We start from the raw sequence: 25,305 nt of genomic DNA, 5'->3' as shown, positions 1-25,305 counted from the left end.
TTAGGAAGAACGCATAACAACGATGGCGATGAAAAAGTTGCTCATAGCGTCGCTGCTGTTTAGCAGCGCCACCGTATACGGTGCAGACGGGTTCGTAGTGAAGGACATTCATTTCGAAGGCCTGCAGCGAGTCGCCGTCGGTGCGGCCCTCCTCAGCATGCCGGTTCGCGTAGGCGACACTGTCTCTGACGAGGATATCAGTAATACTATCCGCTCACTGTTTGCTACCGGGAACTTCGAAGATGTTCGCGTGTTGCGTGACGGTCAAACGCTGGTCGTTCAGGTAAAAGAACGACCAACCATTGCGAGTATTACCTTCTCTGGAAACAAGTCCGTGAAGGACGACATGCTTAAGCAGAACCTTGAGGCTTCTGGCGTGCGTGTCGGTGAATCACTGGACAGAACCACCCTTGCCGATATCGAGAAAGGGCTGGAAGATTTTTACTACAGCGTTGGTAAGTACAGTGCCAGCGTTAAAGCCGTGGTCACGCCGCTGCCGCGTAACCGTGTCGATCTGAAACTGGTATTCCAGGAAGGCGTTTCCGCGAAAATCCAGCAGATCAACATCGTTGGCAACCATGCGTTTTCCACCGACGAACTCATCTCACACTTCCAGCTGCGCGATGAAGTGCCATGGTGGAACGTGGTGGGCGATCGTAAATACCAGAAGCAGAAACTGGCGGGTGACCTTGAAACCTTGCGCAGTTACTACCTGGATCGCGGCTATGCACGCTTTAACATCGACTCCACGCAGGTCAGCCTGACGCCGGACAAGAAAAGCATCTACGTGACGATCAACATCACCGAAGGCGAGCAATACAAAATTGCTGGCGTATCGGTGAACGGTAATCTTGCCGGGCACTCCGCTGAAATCGACAGCCTGACCAAGATGAAACCGGGTGAGCTTTACAACGGCACCAAAGTCACCAAGATGGAAGACGACATCAAGAAACTGTTGGGTCGTTACGGCTACGCCTATCCACGCGTGCAGACTCAGCCTGAAATCAACGATACAGATAAGACCGTTAAGCTGCATGTCAGCGTTGATTCCGGCAACCGTTACTACGTGCGTAAAATTCGCTTCGAAGGCAACGACACCAGTAAAGACTCCGTTCTGCGTCGCGAAATGCGTCAGATGGAAGGGGCCTGGCTGGGCAGCGATATGGTTGATGCGGGTAAAGAGCGTCTGAACCGTCTCGGCTATTTCGAAACCGTCGATGTCGACACCCAGCGCGTTTCCGGTAGCCCGGATCAGGTGGACGTTGTTTACAAGGTGAAAGAACGTAACACCGGTAGCTTCAACTTTGGTGTCGGTTACGGCACGGAAAGTGGTATCAGCTTCCAGGTGGGTGTACAGCAGGATAACTGGTTAGGTACCGGTTACTCCGTTGGCATCAACGGGACCAAAAACGACTACCAGACCTATGCTGAATTGTCCGTTACAGATCCGTACTTCACCGTCGATGGCGTCAGCCTCGGTGGTCGTATCTTCTATAACGACTTTAAAGCTGATGATGCCGATCTGTCTGACTATACCAACAAAAGTTATGGTGTAGACGGCACGCTGGGCTTCCCGGTCAACGAATACAACTCACTGCGTCTGGGTCTGGGCTACGTGCACAATGACCTGTCCAACATGCAGCCGCAGGTTGCGATGTGGCGTTACCTTGATTCTGTGGGGCAGAGCACGTCGAAAACCTCTGACGACAACAGCTTTGCGGCAGATGACTTCACGCTGAACTATGGTTGGACGTACAACAAACTGGACCGCGGATACTTCCCGACCCAGGGTTCACGCGTCAACCTTAATGGTAAGGTGACCGTACCGGGCTCCGATAACGAGTTCTATAAAGTCACGCTGGACACGGCGAGCTACTTCCCAATCAACGATGACCACACGTGGGTCGTCCTGGGTCGTACACGTTGGGGTTACGGTGACGGAATCGGTGGTAAAGAGCTGCCATTCTATGAAAACTTCTATGCCGGTGGTTCCAGCACGGTTCGTGGTTTCCAGTCCAACAACATCGGTCCAAAAGCGGTCTACTATGGCGGCAACGACACGGATAACTGCTATAAGACTTCTTCGAAAGAGGTCTGTGATTCCGACGATGCGGTGGGCGGTAACGCCATGGGTGTGGCAAGCCTTGAGCTGATCACCCCTACGCCATTCCTGAGCGAGAAGTACGCGAACTCGGTTCGTACTTCCCTGTTCGTGGATGCGGGTACCGTGTGGGATACCAACTGGGAAAACACCGCGGAGACGAAAGCAGCTGGCGTGCCGGATTACGGTGACCCAAGCAACATTCGTATGTCCGCAGGTTTAGCATTGCAATGGATGTCACCATTAGGACCGCTGGTCTTCTCTTATGCCCAGCCGTTCAAGAAATACGATGGCGACAAAGCGGAACAGTTCCAGTTTAACATTGGTAAAACCTGGTAATTGTTCGGCGCGAAGGAATGCGATACGCAGTGACGCGCTGATACAGTCGGGTATATCCCGACTGGTACACGCAAAAACAGTGCTCTCGGGCACATATGGGATGGTAAGGAGTTTATTGTGAAAAAGTGGTTATTTGCTGCAGGTCTTGGCCTCGCGATGGCGGCATCAGCCAGCGTTCAGGCTGCTGAAAGTATCGCCGTTGTTAACATGGGCAACCTGTTCCAACAAGTTGCAAAAAACACGGGCGTGACCAAAACTCTGGAAAACGAGTTCAAAGGCCGTGCCTCTGAACTTCAGGGAATGGAAAACAGCCTGCAATCCAAAATGCAACGTCTGCAGCGCGATGGCTCCACCATGAAAGCCAGCGATCGTAGCAAACTGGAAAAAGACGTGATGGCTCAGCGCCAGGCGTTCTCCACAAAAGCGCAGGCTTTTGAACAGGATCGTCAACGTCGCTCTGCTGAAGAGCGCGGCAAACTGGTTACTCGTATCCAGGGCGCTGTGAAGAAAGTTGCTGACGACAAAGGCTATGACGTTGTGCTGGACACCAGCACCGTGGCGTATGCTGGTAGCGACGTGAAAGACATCACTGCAGATGTACTGAAACAGGTTAAATAAGTAATGTCTTCAATTCGACTGGCTGAATTAGCCCAGCAGTTGGATGCAGAATTGCACGGTGATGGCGATTTCGTCATCACCGGCGTTGCATCTATGCAAACGGCCCAGGCAGGCCACATCACGTTCATCGTTAACCCTCGTTATCATGAGCAGCTGGCCACTTGCCAGGCTTCTGCCGTCGTGATGACTGAAGCCGACCTGCCTTTCGCGAAAGGTGCGGCCCTGGTAGTGAAGAATCCCTACCTGACCTACGCCCGTATGGCGCAAATTTTAGACTCCACGCCGCAGCCGGCACAAAACATCGCGCCGAGCGCGGTGATTGATGCAACTGCGACATTGGGGAACAACGTAGCGATTGGCGCGAATGCCGTTATCGAATCTGGCGTTGTGCTGGGTGATAACGTGGTTATCGGCCCTGGCTGCTTTGTGGGTAAAAATACCCAAATCGGTGCCGGAAGCCGCCTGTGGGCGAACGTTTCCGTTTACCATGAAATTCAGATCGGTGAGCAATGCCTTATCCAGTCGAGCACGGTTATCGGTGCTGACGGGTTTGGCTATGCTAACGATCGCGGCAACTGGGTGAAGATCCCCCAGCTGGGCCGAGTGATCATTGGCGACCGTGTAGAAATCGGTGCCTGTACGACCATCGACCGTGGTGCGCTGGATGACACGATTATTGGCAATGGTGTTATCATTGATAACCAGTGCCAGATTGCACATAACGTTGTGATTGGCGACAATACTGCCGTTGCGGGTGGCGTCATCATGGCCGGTAGCCTCAAAATCGGGCGCTACTGCATGATTGGCGGGGCAAGTGTCATCAACGGGCATATGGAGATCTGCGATAAGGTCACCGTAACAGGAATGGGCATGGTTATGCGCCCAATCAAGGAGCCCGGCGTCTATTCTTCGGGCATCCCGCTGCAGCCGAATAAAGCGTGGCGTAAAACCGCTGCGCTGGTGATGAATATCGATGAGATGAGCAAACGCTTAAAAACCATCGAGCGTAAGGTCAATCAACAAGACTGAACATCGCCAGCCCAAGACGTAGAGTATTTCTGATTTGCGGCCTGCAAGCTATCTGCTGATAGCCGCAGGCCGTGTTATTATTGTCATTTAGTACATTTGGACAGGAAGAGTATTTTGACTACCGACACTCATACTCTGCACATTGAAGAGATTTTAGAGCTTCTGCCGCACCGTTTTCCATTCTTACTGGTTGATCGTGTGCTGGATTTTGAAGAAGGTCGTTTTCTGCGCGCAGTAAAAAATGTCTCCGTAAACGAGCCGTTTTTCCAGGGCCACTTCCCTGGCAAACCCATTTTTCCGGGCGTTTTGATCCTTGAAGCGATGGCGCAGGCCACCGGTATCCTGGCGTTTAAAAGCGTAGGCAAACTGGAGCCTGGCGAACTGTATTACTTTGCGGGTATCGACGAAGCGCGCTTCAAGCGTCCCGTTGTGCCTGGTGATCAGATGATCATGGAAGTAACTTTCGAGAAAACCCGCCGTGGTCTGACGCGCTTCAAAGGCGTGGCAACCGTTGACGGTAAAATTGTCTGCGAAGCAACCATGATGTGTGCCCGCAGCCGGGAGAGCTGATACGTGATTGATAAATCCGCCTTTATTCATCCATCCTCCATTGTGGAAGAGGGTGCCGTCATTGGTGCCAACGTTCACATTGGCCCGTTTTGTGTGGTGGGTCCGCATGTTGAGATCGGTGAGGGTACCGTACTGAAGTCTCACGTCGTGGTGAATGGTCATACGACCATTGGCCGTGATAACGAGATTTATCAGTTCGCCTCCATTGGTGAAGTTAACCAGGACCTTAAATATGCTGGTGAGCCGACCCGCGTGGAAATTGGCGATCGCAACCGCATTCGCGAAAGCGTCACCATCCACCGTGGTACAGAGCAGGGCGGTGGATTGACGAAGGTGGGCAGCGATAACCTGCTGATGATCAACGCCCACGTGGCGCATGACTGCACCGTAGGTAACCGCTGTATCCTCGCAAATAACGCCACGCTTGCTGGTCATGTTTCCGTCGATGATTTTGCGATCATCGGTGGTATGACGGCAATACACCAGTTCTGCATCATTGGGGCGCACGTGATGGTTGGCGGCTGCTCCGGTGTGGCACAGGATGTTCCACCGTACGTTATCGCGCAGGGCAACCACGCAACACCGTTTGGCGTGAATCTCGAAGGGTTGAAGCGCCGCGGCTTCAGCAAAGAAGCGCTGCACGCTATCCGCAACGCTTACAAGCTGCTGTACCGCAGCGGCAAAACCCTCGACGAGGCAAAGCCGGAAATTGCTGAAATTGCAAAACAGCATCCGGAAGTGAACGCATTTGTTGAATTCTTTGCCCGCTCCACGCGCGGCCTGATTCGCTAAATGAAGCCTGGTCGTCCCTTAACGATTGCCCTGGTCGCCGGAGAAACTTCCGGCGATATTCTTGGTGCAGGTCTGATTCGCGCGCTGAAAGCTCGCCACCCGGACGCCCGCTTTGTGGGTGTTGCCGGGCCGCTGATGCAGGCCGAAGGCTGCGAAGCATGGTATGAGATGGAAGAGCTGGCGGTGATGGGCATAGTAGAAGTGCTCGGTCGTCTGCGTCGTCTGTTAACCATCCGCGCCGATCTTACCCGCCGTTTTACCGAGCTTGCGCCGGATGTCTTCGTTGGCATCGACGCGCCTGATTTTAATATCACGCTCGAAGGTAATCTCAAGAAGCAGGGCATTCGTACGATTCATTACGTCAGTCCGTCCGTCTGGGCCTGGCGACAAAAACGTGTTTTCAAAATTGGCAGAGCCACCGATCTGGTGCTCGCTTTTCTGCCTTTCGAAAAAGCGTTTTACGATCGTTTCAACGTTCCGTGTCGTTTTATCGGCCATACCATGGCGGATGCCATGCCGCTGGACCCTGATAAAAATGCGGCGCGAGCCACGCTTGGCATCTCCCCTGACGTGAAGTGTCTGGCCCTGTTGCCCGGCAGCCGCGGGGCAGAGGTCGAGATGCTGAGCGCAGATTTCCTGCGCACGGCACAGCTGCTGCGTAAGCGCTTCCCGGATCTCGAAATTGTGGTTCCGTTGGTTAACGCTAAACGACGCGAGCAGTTCGAACGCATCAAAGCAGAAATTGCTCCTGAGCTTCATGCTCATCTGCTGGACGGCATGGGCCGCGAGGCGATGGTCGCCAGCGATGCGGCACTGCTGGCCTCTGGCACGGCCGCGCTGGAATGCATGCTGGCGAAATGTCCGATGGTGGTTGGCTATCGCATGAAGCCGTTCACCTTCTGGCTGGCAAAGCGGCTGGTGAAAACCGATTACGTCTCGCTGCCTAATCTTCTGGCCGGACGTGAGCTGGTAAAAGAGCTGCTCCAGGAGGAGTGCGAGCCGGTGAAACTTGCCGCTGCCCTTGAGCCGCTGCTGGAAGATGGGGCGCAGAGCCACCAGATGCACGATACCTTCCGCCATCTGCACGAGCAAATTCGCTGTAACGCAGACGTTCAGGCGGCAGACGCCGTGCTGGAGTTAGCAAAATGATAGAATTCATCTATCCACACACGCAGCTGGTTGCGGGTGTGGATGAAGTGGGCCGTGGCCCGCTGGTCGGCGCTGTCGTTACGGCTGCCGTCATTCTCGACCCGGCAAAGCCTATTGTCGGTCTGGCCGATTCCAAAAAGCTCTCTGAAAAGCGTCGCAACGCCCTGTATGAGGAAATCATCGAAAAGGCACTGTGCTGGAGTCTGGGCCGCGCCGAGCCGGAAGAGATTGATAAGCTGAATATTTTGCATGCCACCATGCTGGCGATGCAGCGCGCAGTGGCCGGCCTGGCCGTTGTGCCGGAATATGTACTGATCGACGGCAACCGCTGCCCTGCGTTACCGATGCCCTCTTTAGCGGTGGTCAAAGGCGACAGTCGGGTGGCAGAAATCAGCGCCGCTTCCATCCTTGCCAAAGTGACGCGAGATCGTGAAATGGCGGTGCTGGATATGAGTTTCCCGCAGTACGGATTTGCGCAGCATAAAGGCTACCCAACTGCTTTCCATCTCGAGAAGCTGGCAGAGCATGGTGCCACCGAGCATCATCGCCGCAGCTTTGCCCCGGTCAAACGCGCCCTCGGGCTTGCGTCCTGACCTGCGGGTTTCTGGCACACACTTAATCGGAATGAGAAATGGCTGAACCACGTTTCGTACACCTGCGGGTGCACAGTGACTACTCCATGATCGATGGTCTGGCAAAAATCGGCCCGCTGGTCAAAAAAGCCGCGGCGCTGAACATGCCTGCGCTGGCGATCACCGATTTTACCAACCTGTGTGGCCTGGTTAAGTTCTATGGCGGAGCGCACGGTGCGGGGATCAAACCGATCATCGGCGCGGACTTTAACGTCGCCAACGAACTGCTGGGCGATGAACTCAGCCACCTGACCGTGCTTGCGGCCAACAACGTTGGCTATCAGAACCTGACCCTTTTAATTTCAAAGGCCTACCAGCGCGGATACGGCGCGGCCGGTCCGATTATCGACCGCGGCTGGCTTGCTGAACTGAACGAAGGGTTGATCCTGATTTCCGGCGGTCGGATGGGGGATATTGGCAAAAACTTGTTGCGTGGTAACGATACCCAGGTCGATCAGTGCCTGGCGTTCTACCAGCAGTATTTTGCCGATCGCTTCTACCTTGAGCTGATCCGCACTGGCCGTGCCGATGAAGAGAACTATCTGCACGCTGCCGTCGCGCTTGCCGAAGAGCGCGGCCTGCCGGTGGTGGCAACAAACGACGTGCGGTTTATCGATGCGACCGACTTCGACGCCCATGAGATCCGCGTTGCGATCCATGATGGCTTCACCCTCGACGATCCTAAGCGTCCGCGCAACTACTCCACGCAGCAATACATGCGCAGCGAAGAAGAGATGTGCGAGCTGTTCTCGGACATCCCGGAAGCGTTAGAAAACAGCGTGGAAATTGCCCGCCGCTGTAACGTTACCGTCAGGCTCGGCGAATACTTCCTGCCGCAGTTCCCTACGGGCGAGATGACCACCGAAGATTTCCTCGTCGTGAAATCCAAAGAAGGTCTGGAGGAGCGCCTCGAGTTTCTGTTCCCGGACCCGGAAGTGCGTGCTGAAAAACGCCCGCCTTATGATGAGCGTCTGGATATCGAACTCCAGGTTATCAACCAGATGGGCTTCCCGGGCTACTTCCTGATCGTTATGGAATTCATCCAGTGGTCGAAGGATAACGGCGTGCCCGTAGGTCCTGGCCGTGGTTCCGGTGCGGGGTCGCTTGTCGCCTACGCACTGAAAATCACCGATCTCGATCCGCTGGAATTTGACCTGCTGTTCGAACGCTTCCTGAACCCTGAGCGCGTCTCGATGCCCGACTTCGATATCGACTTCTGCATGGAGAAGCGCGATCGGGTTATCGATCACGTGGCCGAAATGTACGGCCGCGACGCGGTATCGCAGATCATCACCTTCGGCACCATGGCGGCGAAAGCGGTTATTCGCGATGTTGGCCGTGTGCTCGGTCATCCGTACGGGTTTGTCGATCGAATCTCTAAGCTGATCCCACCTGATCCGGGTATGACGCTGGCGAAGGCTTTTGAAGCCGAACCGCAGCTGCCGCAAATCTACGAAGCAGACGAAGAAGTTAAAGCGCTGATCGACATGGCGCGCAAGCTCGAAGGCGTCACGCGTAACGCCGGTAAACACGCCGGTGGCGTGGTTATCGCACCAACGAAAATTACCGATTTTGCGCCGCTATACTGCGACGACCAGGGGCAAAACCCGGTCACCCAGTTCGATAAAAACGATGTGGAATACGCGGGTCTGGTGAAGTTCGACTTCCTCGGCTTGCGTACGCTGACCATCATCGACTGGGCGCTGAAGATGATTAACCCGCGCCGGGAAAAGCAGGGGCTGGAACCGATTGATATCGCCGCCATCCCGCTCGAAGATAAGAAAAGCTTCGATATGCTACAGCGCTCGGAGACCACCGCGGTCTTCCAGCTTGAATCCCGCGGCATGAAAGATTTGATTAAGCGCCTGCAGCCCGACTGCTTCGAAGATATGATAGCCCTGGTGGCCCTGTTCCGTCCGGGCCCGCTGCAGTCCGGCATGGTTGATAACTTTATTGACCGTAAGCACGGTCGCGAAGCCATCTCCTATCCTGATATTCAGTGGCAGCATGAAAGCCTGAAGCCGGTACTTGAGCCGACCTATGGCATCATCCTGTATCAGGAACAGGTCATGCAGATTGCCCAGGTTCTTTCGGGTTATACCCTCGGCGGCGCGGATATGCTGCGTCGTGCAATGGGTAAAAAGAAACCCGAAGAGATGGCCAAGCAGCGTTCCAGTTTTGAAGACGGAGCGAAAGAGAACGGCATCGACGGCGAGCTGGCGATTAAGATCTTCGATCTGGTAGAGAAATTCGCAGGTTACGGCTTTAACAAATCTCACTCCGCCGCCTACGCGCTGGTTTCGTACCAGACGTTATGGCTGAAAGCACACTACCCGGCTGAGTTTATGGCGGCGGTAATGACCGCCGATATGGACAACACCGAGAAGGTTGTGGGCCTGGTGGATGAGTGCTGGCGCATGGGGCTGAAAATTCTGCCGCCGGATATTAACTCCGGGCAGTACCATTTCCACGTCAACGACGAAGGCGAGATTGTTTACGGTATCGGCGCTATTAAAGGCGTGGGCGAAGGCCCTATCGAAGCGATTATTGAAGCGCGTAACGAAGGCGGCTACTTCCGGGAGCTGTTCGATCTTTGCGCCCGTACGGATACCAAAAAGCTCAACCGCCGGGTGCTGGAAAAACTGATTATGTCCGGGGCGTTTGACCGCCTGGGACCGCACCGCGCCGCGCTGATGAACGCGTTAGGCGATGCACTGAAAGCCGCCGATCAGCATGCGAAAGCAGAGGCTATCGGCCAGGCGGATATGTTTGGTGTACTGGCCGATGAACCTGAGGTCGTAGAGCAATCTTACGCCAGCGTCATTCCGTGGCCGGAACACACGGTACTGGATGGTGAAAGGGAAACCCTGGGGCTGTATCTGACCGGGCACCCCATCAATCAGTACCTGAAAGAAATTGAGCGCTATGTCGGTGGCATGCGCCTGAAAGAGATGCACCCGACAGAACGTGGTAAAATGACCACGGCTGCGGGTCTGGTGATTGCCTCCAGGGTCATGGTGACCAAAAGAGGCAATCGTATTGGCATCTGTACTCTCGACGATCGTTCTGGTCGTCTGGAAGTGATGTTATTCACAGATGCGTTAGAAAAGTACCAGCATCTGCTGGAAAAAGACCGTATCCTGATCGTCAGCGGACAGGTCAGCTTTGATGACTTCAGCGGCGGCCTTAAAATGACCGCTCGTGAATTGATGGACATCGACGAGGCTCGTGAAAAGTATGCGCGCGGGCTTGCTATCTCGCTGACGGACAGGCAAATTGATGACCAGCTTTTAAACCGTCTCCGTCAGTCTCTGGAACCCCACCGTTCGGGGACAATTCCAGTACATCTCTACTATCAGAGGGCGGATGCACGAGCACGTTTGCGTTTTGGCGCGGCGTGGCGTGTTTCCCCCAGCGATCGTTTACTCAACGATCTCAGAACGCTGGTAGGTTCGGAGCAGGTGGAACTGGAGTTTGACTAATACAGGAATACTATGAGTCTGAATTTCCTTGATTTCGAACAGCCGATTGCAGAGCTGGAAGCGAAAATCGATTCCCTGACCGCCGTTAGCCGTCAGGATGAAAAATTGGATATTAATCTGGATGAAGAAGTGCAGCGTCTGCGTGAAAAAAGCGTAGAGCTCACCCGTAAGATCTTCGCCGATTTAGGAGCATGGCAAATTGCTCAACTGGCGCGCCATCCACAGCGCCCGTACACCTTCGACTACCTTCGTCTGGCTTTTGATGAGTTTGACGAGCTGGCGGGTGACCGTGCTTATGCCGACGATAAAGCCATTGTCGGCGGTATCGCACGTCTTGATGGCCGTCCGGTGATGATCATCGGCCACCAGAAAGGGCGTGAAACCAAAGAAAAAATTCGCCGCAACTTCGGGATGCCAGCACCAGAAGGCTACCGTAAAGCACTGCGCCTGATGGAGATGGCTGAGCGTTTCAATATGCCCATCATCACCTTCATCGACACCCCTGGGGCCTACCCTGGTGTGGGTGCCGAAGAGCGCGGTCAGTCGGAGGCCATCGCACGTAACCTGCGTGAAATGTCCCGCCTGAAGGTGCCGGTCATTTGTACGGTGATTGGTGAAGGCGGTTCCGGTGGTGCGCTGGCAATCGGCGTGGGCGATAAAGTGAATATGTTGCAGTACAGCACCTATTCCGTTATCTCCCCGGAAGGCTGCGCCTCTATTCTGTGGAAAAGTGCCGATAAAGCGCCGCTGGCCGCAGAAGCGATGGGCATTATTGCCCCGCGCCTGAAAGAGCTGAAGCTGGTCGATACCGTGATCCCTGAGCCTCTGGGCGGCGCGCATCGTAACCCGCAGGCGATGGCCGCATCTTTGAAGGCGCAGCTGCTGGCAGATCTTGCCGACCTGGACGTGCTGAACAAAGACGAGCTGCTTAACCGTCGTTATCAGCGTCTGATGAGCTACGGCTACGCCTGATCTCTTCAGCCAGATTGACGTTAAGGGCCGGATTTTCCGGCCCTTTTTGCGTTTTAAGAATCAATGAAAAACGCATTGCGCTATGCTTACCAGAGACTTTTTCCAGGAGGTAAGCTGTGAATATCATCGCCATTATGGGACCCCAGGGCGTTTTTTATAAAGACGAGCCGATCAAAGAGCTGCACAAGGAGCTTGAGAAGCAAGGCTTTCAACCCATCTATCCCACCAACAGCACCGACCTGCTTAAACTCATTGAACACAATCCTCGCGTCTGCGGCGTGATCTTTGACTGGGACGAGTACAGCCTCGACCTGTGCAGCGACATCAATCTGCTGAACGAATACCTGCCGCTGTACGCGTTTATCAATACCCACTCTTCACTGGACGTCAGCGTTAACGAAATGCGCATGGCGCTGTGGTTCTTCGAATATGCCCTCAGCGCGGCGGAAGATATTGCTCAGCGCATTAAGCAGTACACCAACGAGTATCTCGACAACATCACTCCGCCGCTGACCAAAGCTTTATTCACCTATGTGAAAGAGGGCAAATACACTTTCTGCACGCCCGGCCACATGGCGGGGACGGCGTACCAGAAAAGCCCGGTTGGCTGCCTGTTCTATGATTTCTTTGGCGGCAACACGCTAAAGGCGGACGTCTCGATTTCCGTCACCGAGCTGGGGTCTCTGCTCGACCATACTGGCCCACACCTGGAAGCAGAAGAGTATATTGCCCGTACCTTTGGCGCGGAGCAGAGCTACATGGTGACCAACGGGACTTCTACCTCAAACAAAATTGTCGGGATGTACGCCGCACCGTCAGGCAGCACCGTATTAATCGACCGTAACTGCCATAAATCCCTCACGCATCTGCTGATGATGACGGATCTGGTGCCCATCTGGCTGAAACCGACGCGTAACGCGCTGGGGATTCTGGGCGGGATACCGAAGCGCGAATTTGAACGTGAAAGTATCGAGGCGAAAGTCGCCGCTACGCCGGATGCCCAGTGGCCCGTGCATGCGGTCATTACCAACTCGACCTACGACGGCCTGCTCTACAACACCGAATTTATCAAGCAAACGCTGGACGTTCCCTCCATCCACTTCGACTCCGCCTGGGTGCCTTACACTAACTTTCACCCGATTTATCAGGGAAAAAGCGGCATGAGCGGCGACCGGGTGCCGGGGAAAGTGATTTACGAGACGCAGTCCACCCATAAACTTCTGGCGGCGCTATCGCAGGCCTCGCTAATCCACATCAAAGGGGATTACGACGAGGACACGTTCAACGAAGCTTATATGATGCATACCACGACTTCGCCGAGCTACCCAATCGTGGCCTCGATTGAAACCGCGGCCGCCATGCTGCGTGGCAACCCGGGTAAGCGTCTTATTAACCGCTCCGTAGAGCGCGCACTGCATTTTCGTCGTGAAGTGCAGCGGCTACGCGAGGAGTCCGAAGACTGGTTCTTTGATATCTGGCAGCCGGAACACGTGGATGAAGCGGCATGCTGGCCCATCTCCCCGGGCGAAGAAGACTGGCATGGTTTTAAAGATGCCGATGCTGACCATATGTACCTCGACCCGATTAAAGTCACGATTCTGACGCCGGGCATGAGCGAGCTGGGTGCAATGGCTGATGAAGGGATCCCCGCCGCGCTGGTAGCGAAGTTCCTGGACGAGCGTGGCGTGGTGGTCGAGAAAACCGGGCCGTATAATCTGCTGTTCCTGTTCAGTATCGGCATCGACAAAACCAAGGCGCTCAGCCTGCTGCGTGGCCTGACGGAATTCAAACGATCCTACGATCTCAACCTACGAGTCAAAAACATGCTGCCGGATCTCTACGCGGAAGATCCTGATTTCTATCGCAACATGCGCATTCAGGATCTGGCACAGGGGATCCATAAGCTCATCAAGCAGCATAACCTGCCAGACCTGATGCTGCGGGCGTTTGACGGTCTGCCAGAGATGAAGCTGACGCCGCACGAGGCCTACCAGCAGCAGGTTAAAGGTAATGTGGAAACCGTGGAGATCGAACAGCTGATTAACCGGGTCTCTGCCAACATGATCCTGCCGTATCCACCGGGCGTGCCGGTTGTGATGCCGGGGGAGATGATCACTAACGAAAGCCGCGCGGTGCTCGACTTCCTGCTGATGCTTTGCTCCGTTGGCGAACACTATCCTGGCTTCGAAACCGACATTCATGGCGCGAAGCTGGGAGAAGATGGCATCTACCGTGTACGAGTCTTAAAAAATTCTTAGCCTCTTGATTTGCCGGGGTGCGGTGGTAACGTGCCCCCAAAAGACAAAGGAGCATCTATGCTGGGTATAAAGCAGGTTCATCACATCGCTATCATCGCCTCGGACTATCAGCTCAGTAAACAGTTTTACTGCGATATCCTCGGGTTCACGTTACAGGCTGAAGCTTACCGGGAAGCAAGAGACTCCTGGAAGGGCGACCTTGCGCTGAACGGCCAGTACGTCATTGAGCTGTTCTCTTTCCCATCCCCACCGGCGCGGCCAAGCCGCCCGGAAGCCTGCGGTTTGCGCCATCTGGCGTTCAGCGTTGAGGATCTCGATCGGGCCGTTGAACATCTCGAAAAACATGGCGTGCTCTGTGAGCCGGTTCGTATCGATCCGTTCACCGACCGGCGCTTTACCTTCTTTGCCGACCCCGACGGCCTGCCGCTGGAACTTTACCAGCAGTAACGCTTGCCTCTCTCGCCTTTGCCCGGTAACGTGCCGGGCAAACCCTTACGTAAATTGCTGACTATGGATCTGCGTCCGTTACTTTCATCACTTCATCCGCACCGCAATTTGCTGGTGGCGTTTAGCGGTGGGCTGGACTCCACCGTTCTGCTGCATCAGTTGGTCACACTTCGCGACATCCTCGTAGCTGAACTCAATCTGCGCGCTATGCATGTCCATCATGGGCTCAGCCCGAACGCGGATGAATGGGTACAGCATTGTCAGCGGCTGTGCGCGAATTGGGATGTCCCGCTGGAGGTGGCTCATGTGCAGCTTGCGGATGACGGACAGGGGACAGAAGCTCAGGCTCGTGCGGCACGCTATCAGGCGTTCTCGGGAGCGTTGCTGCCGGGGGAAGTTTTGCTGACAGCGCAGCACCAGGACGATCAGTGCGAAACGTTTCTGCTGGCGCTTAAGCGCGGCAGTGGCCCGGCGGGGCTTGCGGCGATGCCTGCGGAACTCGATTTTTCCGGCACGACTTTGCTGCGCCCCTTGCTCGGGCAGAGCAGGGCGGAGCTGGAAAGATGGGCGGAAGCTCATCAGCTGACGTGGATCGAAGACGAAAGCAATCAGGATGATGCCTATGACAGAAATTTCCTGCGTTTGCGCGTCCTGCCGGTACTCCAGCAGCGCTGGCCACACTTTTCCCGCAGCGTTGTGCGCAGCGCAGAACTTTGCGGAGAGCAGGAGGCGTTGCTTGATGAGCTGCTTGCGGAACAGCTCTCGTCCCTGATGCTTTCGGACGGCGGTCTGCTCGTTGCGCCACTCGCCAGCCTTAGCGACATTCGCCGCGCGGCGCTCATACGGCGCTGGTTTGCGTTTCATCGGGCAGCAATGCCTTCTCGTGCTGCGTTACAACGAGTGTGGGACGAAATAGCGCTAAGCCGCGAGGATGCCAATCCGCGTTTAAGACTGGGCGAGCACGAGGTGCGTCGTTTTCAGGGAGCGCTATACTGGGTGCCGTTGGTCGACGGGCAGGGGGATACGGTATTGAACTGGAAAGCTCCATTTGCACCGTTAGTGCTTCCCGCAGGTCTAGGTACGCTAAATATTGGTGAGACAGGGCAGGCTGTTCGCGCGCCCCTTGCTGATGAGCCTGTTAGCGTGAGATTTAGAGCGAGCGGCAATCTGCATATCGTCGGGCGCGAGCGGGGTAGAACTTTGAAGAAAATCTGGCAGGAGCTACAAATTCCCTCCTGGCAGCGCGATACCACGCCGCTGATTTTTTACGGTGAGCAGCTCATCGCCGCTCCGGGGATATTTGTCACCCGTGAAGGGCAGGCAACGGAACAACCATGCTGGCGTATAGACTGGCAAAAGGAGAAGCAGCAATGAAAAAAGTAATGGTGCTGGTCGGGCTGATGATGTGCAGTTTGCCTGCCCTGGCGAACGGCGATGCGCAGGCCGGCGAGCAGAAAGCAGCAATGTGCGTGGCGTGTCATGGCGCAACGGGCAAAGTTTCCGTCCCGATGTATCCCAATCTGGCCGGGCAAAATGAAAAGTATCTTGAGCACTCGCTTCAGGCTTATAAGAAGGGCGAGCGCAGCGGCGGACAGGCGGAAATTATGAAGGCCTATGTCAGCGGCTTATCCGATGAGGATATCAGCAACCTGGCAGCCTACTATTCTTCGATGAAACCATAAAAAACGGGCAGCCATAAGGCTGCCCGCTTCGTATATAGCGTTAAATATTTTACTCTTCGCTCACCACGACGGTCCCTATTTGTGGGTGACTGAAGCTGGCAATCTTATCGAGGCGAACTTCAAGCGTGCTACCCGCATCATCGATAATCAGATATTCGACGTTTTTACGAGACACCAGGTCGCTTGCTTTCACTTTCAACACTTCCCCGCTTTTTAACTCCAGCGTCAATAATAAATTCTGCTGGCAGGCGAGCTCGAGATTGTCATAGTCATCACAATTGATGGGTTGATAGGCATCATTCAAAGACATAATCGCTCACCAGTAAGTTCGCGGCAGCATACGCCGCCTGTTCCCTGATTGATTCTGGCTGTGCTTCATTACAGGCCACTTCATTCAGCACCTTCAGGACGCAACCTAGCGCATCCGGAATGTAACCTAAATCACCGCTCGCGATTTCCGCGTAGCGTTGTCGAACGAGTTCACAATACTTTTCCACATGCCCTCCTGTCAGAGTCTCGACTTCAGACTTACTCGTGGATGCAACTTAAGCCTACGAGGATAAACTCTGTTTAGCAAGGTGACTATACCACAGGGATGAAACCGATATCAGTCGAGCATATCTTCAGCAGGGGTAATAGATAACAGCGTTTTATCGTGCTTTTCGTTACAATGAGCGCCAAATTAGTGTGGAGAAGTGTGATGGCGTTAAAAGCGACAATTTATAAAGCGTTGGTCAACGTGGCCGACCTCGATCGCAACAAGTTCATGGATAGCAACCTGACGCTGGCGCGCCATCCTTCTGAAACCCAGGAACGCATGATGCTGCGCCTGCTGGCGTGGATCAAATACGCCGATGAGCGTCTGGTTTTCTCCCGCGGCCTGAGTGCGGAAGAAGAACCGGAAATCTGGCTGCGAAATGACCATATGGGTATCGACCTGTGGATTGAGCTAGGCCTGCCGGACGAGCGGCGGGTGAAAAAAGCCTGTAGCCAGTCGGCTGAAGTGGCGCTTTTTACCTACAATAGCCGTGCTGCTGAAATCTGGTGGCAGCAAAACCAGAACAAACTAAGCCAGTTCAAAAACCTGAGCATCTGGTATCTGGACGACGAACAGCTCGCTCAGCTTAGCGCATTCGGCACCCGCAGCATGAATCTGCAGGCAACAATTCAGGACGGGGCAATCTGGTTGTCCGACGCAGAAAATAACGTCGAAATCCACTTCATCCCGTGGCTTCGTCACTAATGATCAGTATTTCACGATCGGTAGAAATACCCGATCAGGAAGTGACGATCACGGCGATCCGCGCGCAGGGGGCCGGGGGGCAGCATGTGAATAAGACCTCAACAGCGATTCATCTGCGTTTTGACATTCGCACCTCCAGCCTGCCTGAGTATTATAAAGAGCGGCTGCTTGCGGCCAGCCACCATTTGATTACGCCGGACGGCGTGGTGGTAATAAAAGCCCAGGAATACCGCAGCCAGGAGATGAACCGTGAGGCCGCCGTTGCCCGGCTAGTCTCCTTGATAAAAGAATTAACCGCGGAGCAGAAAAGCCGCAGGGCGACCAGGCCAACCAGGGCCTCTAAGGAACGCAGGCTGGCGTCAAAGTCGCAGAAGTCGACGACTAAATCGTTACGCGGTAAAGTCCGCCGCCCCGAGTGACAGGGGCCGTCAGGTCATCAGCATAAGGAACAGACGATGAATAAATTACTCTTATCCGCAGTGGCTGCCTTTAGCCTCTTTGCGCTGTTTGGTTGTCATAACCGGGCAGAAGTACAGACGTTGCAGCCAACCCAGGCCGCTGAACTCAAACCAATGCAGCAAAGCTATAAAGGCTTGCTGCCGTGCGCGGACTGCGAAGGTATCGAAACTTCATTGTTCCTCGAAAAAGACGGAACCTGGGTTATGAACCAACGATATCAAGGCGCGGCTTCTCCATCAGTCTTTGCTTCTTACGGAAGCTGGGCGCGTACGGCGGATAAACTTGTGCTGACCGAAAGTGACGGTGAGAAACTTTATTTCCGTCCAAAAGGTGAGGCGCTGGAGATGCTGGACCGTGAAGGCAATCCGATTGCATCTCAGCTCAATTACACGCTGCAACCAACAAGCGATGCCCTGCCTGCCACGCCGATGGCGATGAAAGGTATGTATAAATACATGGCAGATGCGGCTATCTTCCAGGACTGCGCAACCGGCCGAACGTTTGCGGTAACCAGTAATGCTGCGCTGGAACGTGGTTATGCTGCCGCCCGTGGCAAAGATATGCAGCCGGTACTGCTGAAAATTGAAGCGCACTTTACGCTTGAGGCCAATCCGGACAGCGGAGAACTGCAAAAAACGCTGGTGGCGGATAAATCCGCGAAGTTTGAAGCTGGAAAAGACTGTTCAAATTGAGGATAAAGAGTGGAAGCTCAGTTTTTGTGGCGTCGGATGACGCTTTGCTTATCCGACCTACGATAAAGAGAGAAACTCAGGTTTTGTAGGGTGGATAAGCGTAAGCGCCATCCACCGCTGAATCAGGCCCTGCATAGCAGGGCCTTTTATGTGAAGAGAGCGTTAGCGCTGGATCTGGCCCAGCAGGAAATCAATGATTTCGCCGGTCTTAATCATCTGCTTCTCGCCCACGCGGCGATTTTTGTATTCCACTTCTTCGCTGTCGAGGTTACGGTCGCCGATAACCACGGTATGCGGAACGCCAATCAACTCCATATCCGCAAACATCACGCCCGGACGCTCTTTGCGATCGTCCATCAGCACGTCAATGCCTTTGGCGCGCAGGGTCGCGTACAGCTCTTCCGCCAGCTCTTTCACGCGGAAAGATTTATGCATGTTCATTGGCAGAATGGCCACCTGGAACGGTGCAATCGCGTCCGGCCACAGAATACCGCGTTCGTCGTTGTTCTGCTCAATGGCCGCAGCCACAACGCGCGTCACGCCGATACCATAGCAGCCCATGGTCAGCGTCTGGTTACGACCATCTTCGCCCTGCACGGAAGCTTTCATTGATTCAGAGTATTTGGTGCCGAGCTGGAAGATATGGCCCACTTCGATACCGCGTTTAATCAGCAGCGTGCCTTTACCATCCGGGCTTGGATCGCCTTCCACCACGTTACGGATGTCCGCCACTTCTGGCAGGGCGACGTCGCGCTCCCAGTTAATGCCGACAAAGTGCTTACCGTCGATGTTTGCGCCAGCGGCGAAATCGCTCATCGCGGCAACGGTGCGGTCAATCACGACCGGGATGGGCAGACCTACCGGGCCGAGAGAACCTGGGCCTGCATTGGCTGCGGCACGAATTTCTGCTTCGGTCGCGAAGGTCAGCGGGCTGGCAACCTGCGGCAGCTTTTCTGCCTTCACTTCGTTCAATTCGTGATCGCCACGAACCAAAAGCGCAACCAGCGGGTAGGCGCTGCCTTCAGTTGCTTTCACCATCAGAGTCTTGACGGTTTTCTCAACCGGCAGGTTGAACTGCTCGACCAGCTCAGCGATGGTTTTTGCATTCGGGGTATCGATCTGCGTCATTTCCACAGTCGGTGCCGCACGGCCAGCCGCCGGAGCAACAGCTTCAGCAAACTCGATGTTCGCCGCGAAGTCAGATTCGGTAGAGAAGATAACGTCATCTTCGCCGCTCTGTGCCAGCACCTGGAACTCATGGGAAGCGCTGCCGCCGATAGAGCCGGTGTCGGCTTCAACAGCACGGAAATCCAGACCCATACGGGTGAAGATTTTGCTGTAAGCCTGATACATCGCGTCGTAAGTTTCCTGCAAAGATTCCTGCGTGGTATGGAACGAGTAAGCATCTTTCATCAGGAATTCGCGGGAGCGCATCACGCCGAAACGTGGGCGAACTTCATCGCGGAATTTGGTCTGGATCTGGAAGAAGTTCAGCGGCAGCTGTTTGTAAGAGCTCAGCTCGTTGCGGATCAGGTCAGTGATCACTTCTTCATGGGTTGGACCGAGCACAAATGGACGATCGCCGCGATCGACAAAGCGCAGCAGTTCCGGGCCGTACTGCTCCCAGCGTCCGCTCTCCTGCCATAAATCTGCGGGCTGAACAACGGGCATACATAGCTCGATGGCACCGGCGTTGTTCATCTCTTCACGCACGATGTTCTCGACTTTCTTCAGAACGCGCAAACCTGTCGGCAGCCAGGTGTATAAACCGGAGGCCAGTTTGCGGATCATCCCGGCGCGCAGCATCAACTGATGGCTGATGACTTCGGCGTCGGCAGGTGTCTCCTTTAACGTGGAGAGCAGATATTGGCTAGTACGCATGTTGTTACGGTTCCATTTGAACGACGGATAACCGGCTGCATGAGCAGCCTGCTTCAAAAAAAGTGGTTTAGTTTACCAGTGTGGCGGGGATGTCTAAAGAGAGGGGCGATAAATTAGCGTGCTTCAACGGCAAACACTTCAGAACCCTGCTCTGTTACGCGCCAGCGCACGTTAAAATCAAGTAGCGCAACGGCATAACTTTTACCCACGTCTTCTCCCTTACGATAAGCTGGACGAGGGTCCTGCGCCAGTACCTGAGAGATAAAACGCGCAATATTAGGGTAACGTTTGTCGTGCTTTGCCAGCAGCTGTTCTACTTCAGCCGTGAAATAAACCGGCATCTCTGCTTCAGGGGCGTTTTGCGCGTATCCCGCAATGGCATTCGGCAAGGCTTCTGCAAATGGCAGGTAGGGCTTGATATCGATAATGGGCGTACCGTCCACCAAATCAAGGCTGCCCAACTGCAAAATAACCTGATCTTTCTGACAGCGAATACCCTTGAGCTCAACCAACGACATGCCGACTGGATTTGGGCGGAAGGTTGAACGGGTTGCAAACACGCCCATACGGGTATTGCCACCCAGGCGAGGAGGGCGCACGGTGGGACGCCAGCCGCCATCCATGGTTTGATGGAACACGAAAAGTAGCCACAGGTGGCTAAATCCTTCCAGACCTCGTACGGCATCTGCCTGGTTGTAAGGCGATTGCAGATGCAACTCGCCGCAGCCATCCGCTACCAGACCGGGCTGGCGCGGAACGGCAAACTTCTCTTTATAAGGCGAGCGGATGACACCAATTTGCTCAAAGCTAAATACTGTCATTTAGCCGATACGTTCAGGGCAGAACCTACGCAAACGGCCTGACGGTAGCAGCCTGGCGTGCCGCTGGTGACTTCACAGCTGTGCAACAGAACGGCGTTAGCCTTCATTTTAGAGGCATTAATCTGCAGACGTTTACGCGCGGTGGGTATATTTGGCGGGGAATCCTGATTTGTTGCCTGGCAGGAGTCACCGCTGACTTCACCCAGGTCACGGAATGGTTTGCCGACCAGTTCTTCTGCGTTGGTATAGATTTTTACCGGAGCCGGGCGTGGGGCTTTAGGTTTAGCAGGTTCAACTTTGGCCGGAGTTGCAGTGCTTTGTACAGGTTCAACGGGGGATCTGTCTAATACAGAACAGCCGCTCAGCAGGACTGCTACTAAACAGATCGGTAAAGCACGCATAATTTTTCCTCAATGAATGAAAACCGCGATTATTGAAGCAATCTCTCGCACAAATAACAAGACGGGCATGAGCCCGTCTTAGATTATTTACGCAAAAAAGGCAGAAAGGAAACTTACCAGCCTTTCACCGCGCCGCCGTTGAAGACTTTATTTGCCGCTTCGTAAACTTCGTCAGACTGGTATGCCTGCACAAATTTCTTCACGTTTTCTGCGTCTTTGTTGTCTTCACGAGCAACGATCAGGTTAACGTACGGAGAGTCTTTATCTTCTACGAAGATGCCGTCTTTCGCAGGCGTCAGGCCAATCTGGCTTGCATAGGTGGTGTTGATAACGGCCAGAGCAATTTGCGCGTCATCCAGGGAACGTGGCAGCTGCGGTGCTTCCAGTTCAACCAGCTTCAGGTTTTTAGGGTTCTCGGTCACATCCAGAACGGTTGGCAGCAGGCCAACACCATCTTTCAGTTTGATCAGACCTTGTTTCTGCAGCAGCAACAGGGAACGGCCAAGGTTAGTTGGGTCGTTAGGCAGTGCAATCTGCGCGCCCGGCTGCAGCTCATCCAGAGATTTGATTTTCTTAGAGTAGCCGGCGATTGGATAAACGAAGGTGCTGCCCACGGAAACCAGCTTGTAGCCACGATCTTTAATCTGCTGATCCAGGTAAGGTTTGTGCTGGAAGGCATTGGCATCGATATCGCCTTTGCTCAACGCTTCATTTGGCAGTACGTAGTCGTTAAAGGTAACCAGCTCAACATCCAGGCCGTATTTCTCTTTCGCGACTTTCTGAGCGACTTCAGCTACCTGCTGCTCAGCCCCGACAATAACGCCGACTTTGATATGGTTCGGATCTTTTTCGTCCTGGCCACAACCCACCAGAGCCAACGAACCAATCAAAGCACCAACAGCTGCAAAGGTTTTAAATTTAAAAGACATATCCCTTCCTTACTTGAGTAAAAAACGATGTTGTGTTGAACGTCTTATTTGTGAGTAACGACCCGGACGATACGATCGCCAGATAGCTGAATTAAATACACCAATACCACCAATAACACTAATACCGTATTCATTACGGTGGCGTTATAACCGATATAACCGTATTGATAGCCAATCTGACCTAAACCGCCGGCACCAACGGCACCGCCCATTGCGGAATAGCCAACCAATGTGATGAGCGTAATAGTGGCAGCGTTCACCAGACCAGGCATCGCTTCCGGCAGCAGAACCTTACGGATAATCTGCATAGGTGTTGCTCCCATCGCGCGGGAGGCTTCGATAAGGCCTGACGGGATCTCCAGCAGCGCGTTTTCCACCATACGGGCGATAAACGGTGCGGCACCTACGGTTAACGGCACGATAGCGGCCTGTAGGCCAATGGAGGTTCCGACGATAGCTCGGGTAAATGGAATCATCCACACCAGTAAGATAATGAAAGGGATCGAACGGAAAATATTCACCAGCGCAGACATGCTGCGGTAGAGCTTAGCGTTGGCGCTAATCTGGCCCGGGCGAGTGATATACAGCAGCACGCCAACCGGCAGGCCGATAACAAAGCCGAAAAACCCGGATACGAACGTCATCGCCAGCGTTTCATAAACGCCTTTTAACAGCAACCACATCATTGGCTCAGACATAACCCAGCACCTCTACTTTTACATGTTGTTCTTTCAGCCAGGCAATAGCGGCTTCCGTGTCGTTTTGCGCACCGTGCATTTCGCAAAGCATGATGCCGAACTTCACGCCACCGGCGTAATCCATCTGCGCGCTGATGATGTTGCTGTTCACATTAAAGGTGCGGGCCGTCTCTGAAAGCAGAGGAGCATCTACTGACTGACCTGTAAACTCCATACGCAGTAAAGGCACAACGTCATCGCGCTTTTCTGCGCTCAGACGTCTGGCGTAGTCTTCAGGGATATCCAGATGCAACGTGGACTGAATAAACTGCTGGGCAAGCGGGGTTTTTGGATGAGAGAACACTTCGCTCACCGTATCCTGCTCAATCAGCTCGCCGTCGCTGATGACCGCAACGCAATCACAAATGCGCTTCACGACGTCCATCTCGTGGGTAATTAACAGAATCGTTAATCCAAGACGACGATTAATATCTTTCAGCAATTCAAGAATTGAACGGGTGGTTGCAGGATCCAGCGCGCTGGTGGCTTCATCACACAGCAGAACCTTAGGGTTGCTCGCCAGCGCACGGGCGATTGCAACTCGCTGCTTCTGGCCGCCAGAAAGATTGGCAGGGTAGACGTCATGCTTTTCACTTAAGCCGACAAGATCCAGAAGTTCGCTGACGCGACGCTTAATCTCTTCACGCGGCATATTGTCCAGCTCCAGCGGCAAAGCCACGTTGCCGAACACGGTGCGTGATGACAGTAAATTAAAGTGCTGGAAAATCATGCCAATCTGGCGACGCGCTTTAGACAATTGACCTTCAGACAGCGCAGTCAGCTCCTGACCATCAACAAGAACGGAACCCTCGGTTGGACGTTCAAGCAGGTTCACACACCGGATCAGGGTACTTTTACCCGCGCCGGATGCGCCAATCACGCCATAAATTTGCCCGGCAGGAACGTGCAGGCTGACGTTGTTCAACGCCTGTATGCTGCGATTCCCCTGCTGGAACACTTTGGTGATGTTTGAAAGTTTAATCATTAGGTTATTTATTATCGTATATGGGTTAGCCGTGGCATTTTCTTCTGCCGATGGCGGGTGATGACCGTCATCGATATGGATGTTAAGGCATCCAGACGTCTAAATCAATCGGGGCGTGATGCTCTCTTGTCCTCAACTCCCTAAATCATGCGATACTAGACGCAATTATTCAGTTTCAGGAGTTACCCCGTGGCACAGTCCGTTCCCGCTATTTTTCTCGACCGTGATGGCACTATTAATGTCGATCACGGCTACGTGCATGAAGTTGACCAGTTTGAATTCATCGATGGTGTCATTGATGCGATGCGTGAATTAAAAGAGATGGGCTATGCGCTGGTGCTGGTTACTAACCAGTCGGGCATCGCACGCGGTATGTTTACAGAAGACGATTTCGAAAACCTGACCGAGTGGATGGACTGGTCTCTGGCCGATCGAGGTGTTGATCTCGATGGCATCTACTATTGTCCGCACCATCCGGAAGCAGTAGTAGAAGAGTTCCGTCAGACCTGTGACTGCCGCAAGCCGCAGCCGGGTATGTTACTGACGGCCAGCGAGTATCTGAACATCGATATGGCTTCTTCTTATATGGTTGGTGACAAACTGGAAGATATGCAGGCGGCCGCAGCGGCACAGGTAGGGACTAAAGTGCTGGTACGTACCGGTAAACCCGTAACAGAAGAAGGCGAAGCAGCAGCGGATTTAGTCATTAATAGCCTTGCCGACCTGCCGGAAGCCATCAAATCGCGCTAAAAACCAACGTAACGATTAAAAAATACCCGGTTGAATATTATTTTGAAAATAGGGGTTGTCAGCCTCCGAAAAATCCCTATACTGCGCCTCCACTGACACGGCACAACGGCTTACAAACCGGCCCGTCAGTCAGACGAAAGCGAAAATAAACGCTTGACTCTGAAAGAGGAAAGCGTAGTATACGCCACCTCGAGTTAGCAAGCGAAAGCGCGTAACTCACTGCTCTTTAACAATTTATCAGACAATCTGTGTGGGCACTCGCAGGATTGATATCTCAAGCATCTTCGGATGCAAAAAAATATCAAGTCTTGAAGAGTGACCAGGCAGTAATTCATT

General features: G+C 53.9%; 25 protein-coding genes. 17 read left to right on the top strand and 8 right to left on the bottom strand.

The features are described from left to right. The first annotated feature begins 22 nt into the window (after nt 1-22). The 13 genes from bamA to HYQ67_RS01925 all read left to right on the top strand — a co-directional run bounded on the left by bamA (nt 23) and on the right by HYQ67_RS01925 (nt 16,071). Complete coding sequence (bamA, locus tag HYQ67_RS01985; protein WP_202301099.1) at nt 23-2,440, top strand: outer membrane protein assembly factor BamA; 2,418 nt, start codon at nt 23-25, stop codon at nt 2,438-2,440. 117 nt (nt 2,441-2,557) lie between these two features. Continuing rightward, entirely contained in the window at nt 2,558-3,058 is a 501-nt protein-coding gene (gene skp, locus HYQ67_RS01980) for a molecular chaperone Skp (protein WP_202301098.1), read from the top strand. 3 nt (nt 3,059-3,061) lie between these two features. Further along, on the top strand, nt 3,062-4,087 hold the full coding sequence (gene lpxD / locus HYQ67_RS01975; RefSeq protein WP_202301097.1) for a UDP-3-O-(3-hydroxymyristoyl)glucosamine N-acyltransferase: 1,026 nt from the start codon (nt 3,062-3,064) through the stop codon (nt 4,085-4,087). A 114-nt stretch (nt 4,088-4,201) separates the two neighbouring features. Beyond that, entirely contained in the window at nt 4,202-4,657 is a 456-nt protein-coding gene (gene fabZ / locus HYQ67_RS01970; RefSeq protein WP_202301096.1) for a 3-hydroxyacyl-ACP dehydratase FabZ, read from the top strand. A 3-nt stretch (nt 4,658-4,660) separates the two neighbouring features. After that, entirely contained in the window at nt 4,661-5,449 is a 789-nt protein-coding gene (lpxA, locus tag HYQ67_RS01965; RefSeq protein ID WP_202301095.1) for an acyl-ACP--UDP-N-acetylglucosamine O-acyltransferase, read from the top strand. Next, nucleotides 5,450-6,598: a lipid-A-disaccharide synthase gene (lpxB, locus tag HYQ67_RS01960; RefSeq protein WP_202301093.1), complete on the top strand. Its 1,149-nt coding sequence runs from the start codon at nt 5,450-5,452 to the stop codon at nt 6,596-6,598. After that, nucleotides 6,595-7,191, top strand: coding sequence for a ribonuclease HII (rnhB, locus tag HYQ67_RS01955; RefSeq protein WP_202301091.1), 597 nt, complete (start codon nt 6,595-6,597; stop codon nt 7,189-7,191). Before lpxB ends, rnhB begins: the two co-directional genes overlap by 4 nt. Before the next feature lie 38 nt (nt 7,192-7,229). Further along, nucleotides 7,230-10,712 (top strand): DNA polymerase III subunit alpha, encoded by a 3,483-nt coding sequence (dnaE, locus tag HYQ67_RS01950; RefSeq protein ID WP_202301090.1) that lies wholly within the window; start codon nt 7,230-7,232, stop codon nt 10,710-10,712. Between the two features lie 12 nt (nt 10,713-10,724). Further along, nucleotides 10,725-11,684: an acetyl-CoA carboxylase carboxyl transferase subunit alpha gene (gene accA / locus HYQ67_RS01945; protein WP_202301089.1), complete on the top strand. Its 960-nt coding sequence runs from the start codon at nt 10,725-10,727 to the stop codon at nt 11,682-11,684. Between the two features lie 116 nt (nt 11,685-11,800). Continuing rightward, nucleotides 11,801-13,942, top strand: coding sequence for a lysine decarboxylase LdcC (locus tag HYQ67_RS01940; protein WP_202301088.1), 2,142 nt, complete (start codon nt 11,801-11,803; stop codon nt 13,940-13,942). Between the two features lie 57 nt (nt 13,943-13,999). Then, nucleotides 14,000-14,389, top strand: coding sequence for a VOC family protein (locus HYQ67_RS01935; protein WP_202301087.1), 390 nt, complete (start codon nt 14,000-14,002; stop codon nt 14,387-14,389). Between the two features lie 63 nt (nt 14,390-14,452). Beyond that, entirely contained in the window at nt 14,453-15,763 is a 1,311-nt protein-coding gene (gene tilS / locus HYQ67_RS01930) for a tRNA lysidine(34) synthetase TilS (RefSeq protein ID WP_202301510.1), read from the top strand. Continuing rightward, a complete protein-coding gene (locus tag HYQ67_RS01925; protein WP_202301086.1) occupies nt 15,760-16,071 on the top strand; it encodes a c-type cytochrome in 312 nt (103 codons plus the stop codon). Before tilS ends, HYQ67_RS01925 begins: the two co-directional genes overlap by 4 nt. A gap of 49 nt (nt 16,072-16,120) precedes the next feature. Here HYQ67_RS01925 and rof read toward each other — a convergent pair whose 3' ends face one another. Next, entirely contained in the window at nt 16,121-16,381 is a 261-nt protein-coding gene (gene rof / locus HYQ67_RS01920; protein ID WP_202301085.1) for a Rho-binding antiterminator, read from the bottom strand. Beyond that, complete coding sequence (locus tag HYQ67_RS01915; RefSeq protein ID WP_202301084.1) at nt 16,368-16,568, bottom strand: YaeP family protein; 201 nt, start codon at nt 16,566-16,568, stop codon at nt 16,368-16,370. Before HYQ67_RS01915 ends, rof begins: the two co-directional genes overlap by 14 nt. A gap of 203 nt (nt 16,569-16,771) precedes the next feature. Here HYQ67_RS01915 and HYQ67_RS01910 point away from each other — a divergent pair, with 203 nt between their 5' ends. Genes HYQ67_RS01910 through nlpE form a run of 3 tightly spaced genes read left to right on the top strand, consistent with a single transcriptional unit; the run spans nt 16,772 to nt 18,465 of the window. Beyond that, entirely contained in the window at nt 16,772-17,314 is a 543-nt protein-coding gene (locus HYQ67_RS01910; protein ID WP_202301083.1) for a YaeQ family protein, read from the top strand. Then, nucleotides 17,314-17,733 carry an alternative ribosome rescue aminoacyl-tRNA hydrolase ArfB gene (arfB, locus tag HYQ67_RS01905; RefSeq protein WP_202301082.1) on the top strand — a complete coding sequence of 140 codons (420 nt, stop codon included), beginning with the start codon at nt 17,314-17,316 and terminating at the stop codon, nt 17,731-17,733. Before HYQ67_RS01910 ends, arfB begins: the two co-directional genes overlap by 1 nt. Nucleotides 17,734-17,769: 36 nt before the next feature. After that, nucleotides 17,770-18,465 carry an envelope stress response activation lipoprotein NlpE gene (gene nlpE, locus HYQ67_RS01900; RefSeq protein WP_202301080.1) on the top strand — a complete coding sequence of 232 codons (696 nt, stop codon included), beginning with the start codon at nt 17,770-17,772 and terminating at the stop codon, nt 18,463-18,465. Between the two features lie 162 nt (nt 18,466-18,627). On the opposite strand, the gene proS is transcribed toward nlpE, so the two are convergent. The 6 genes from proS to metN all read right to left on the bottom strand — a co-directional run bounded on the left by proS (nt 18,628) and on the right by metN (nt 24,219). Beyond that, a complete protein-coding gene (gene proS / locus HYQ67_RS01895; protein ID WP_202301078.1) occupies nt 18,628-20,346 on the bottom strand; it encodes a proline--tRNA ligase in 1,719 nt (572 codons plus the stop codon). A gap of 113 nt (nt 20,347-20,459) precedes the next feature. Further along, complete coding sequence (gene tsaA, locus HYQ67_RS01890) at nt 20,460-21,167, bottom strand: tRNA (N6-threonylcarbamoyladenosine(37)-N6)-methyltransferase TrmO (protein WP_202301076.1); 708 nt, start codon at nt 21,165-21,167, stop codon at nt 20,460-20,462. Continuing rightward, on the bottom strand, nt 21,164-21,568 hold the full coding sequence (gene rcsF / locus HYQ67_RS01885; protein ID WP_202301075.1) for an Rcs stress response system protein RcsF: 405 nt from the start codon (nt 21,566-21,568) through the stop codon (nt 21,164-21,166). The genes tsaA and rcsF overlap by 4 nt, the downstream gene beginning before the upstream one ends. A gap of 113 nt (nt 21,569-21,681) precedes the next feature. Next, the gene (metQ, locus tag HYQ67_RS01880; protein ID WP_202301074.1) at nt 21,682-22,497 is read right to left on the bottom strand and encodes a methionine ABC transporter substrate-binding lipoprotein MetQ; all 816 of its coding nucleotides are present in this window, start codon (nt 22,495-22,497) and stop codon (nt 21,682-21,684) included. 44 nt (nt 22,498-22,541) lie between these two features. Next, on the bottom strand, nt 22,542-23,195 hold the full coding sequence (locus tag HYQ67_RS01875) for a methionine ABC transporter permease MetI (RefSeq protein ID WP_202301073.1): 654 nt from the start codon (nt 23,193-23,195) through the stop codon (nt 22,542-22,544). After that, nucleotides 23,188-24,219 carry a methionine ABC transporter ATP-binding protein MetN gene (gene metN / locus HYQ67_RS01870; protein WP_202301072.1) on the bottom strand — a complete coding sequence of 344 codons (1,032 nt, stop codon included), beginning with the start codon at nt 24,217-24,219 and terminating at the stop codon, nt 23,188-23,190. Before metN ends, HYQ67_RS01875 begins: the two co-directional genes overlap by 8 nt. A 189-nt stretch (nt 24,220-24,408) precedes the next feature. On the opposite strand from metN, the gene gmhB reads away from it, so the two are divergent. Then, on the top strand, nt 24,409-24,969 hold the full coding sequence (gene gmhB, locus HYQ67_RS01865; RefSeq protein WP_202301071.1) for a D-glycero-beta-D-manno-heptose 1,7-bisphosphate 7-phosphatase: 561 nt from the start codon (nt 24,409-24,411) through the stop codon (nt 24,967-24,969). Nucleotides 24,970-25,305: the final 336 nt, after the last annotated feature.

This window comes from Dryocola clanedunensis subsp. sulfonylureivorans (genome assembly GCF_016756775.1).
Taxonomy (GTDB): domain Bacteria; phylum Pseudomonadota; class Gammaproteobacteria; order Enterobacterales; family Enterobacteriaceae; genus Dryocola; species Dryocola clanedunensis.
Note: the sequence above shows the minus strand (reverse complement) of the source record. Positions and strands in the feature narration are given on the sequence as shown.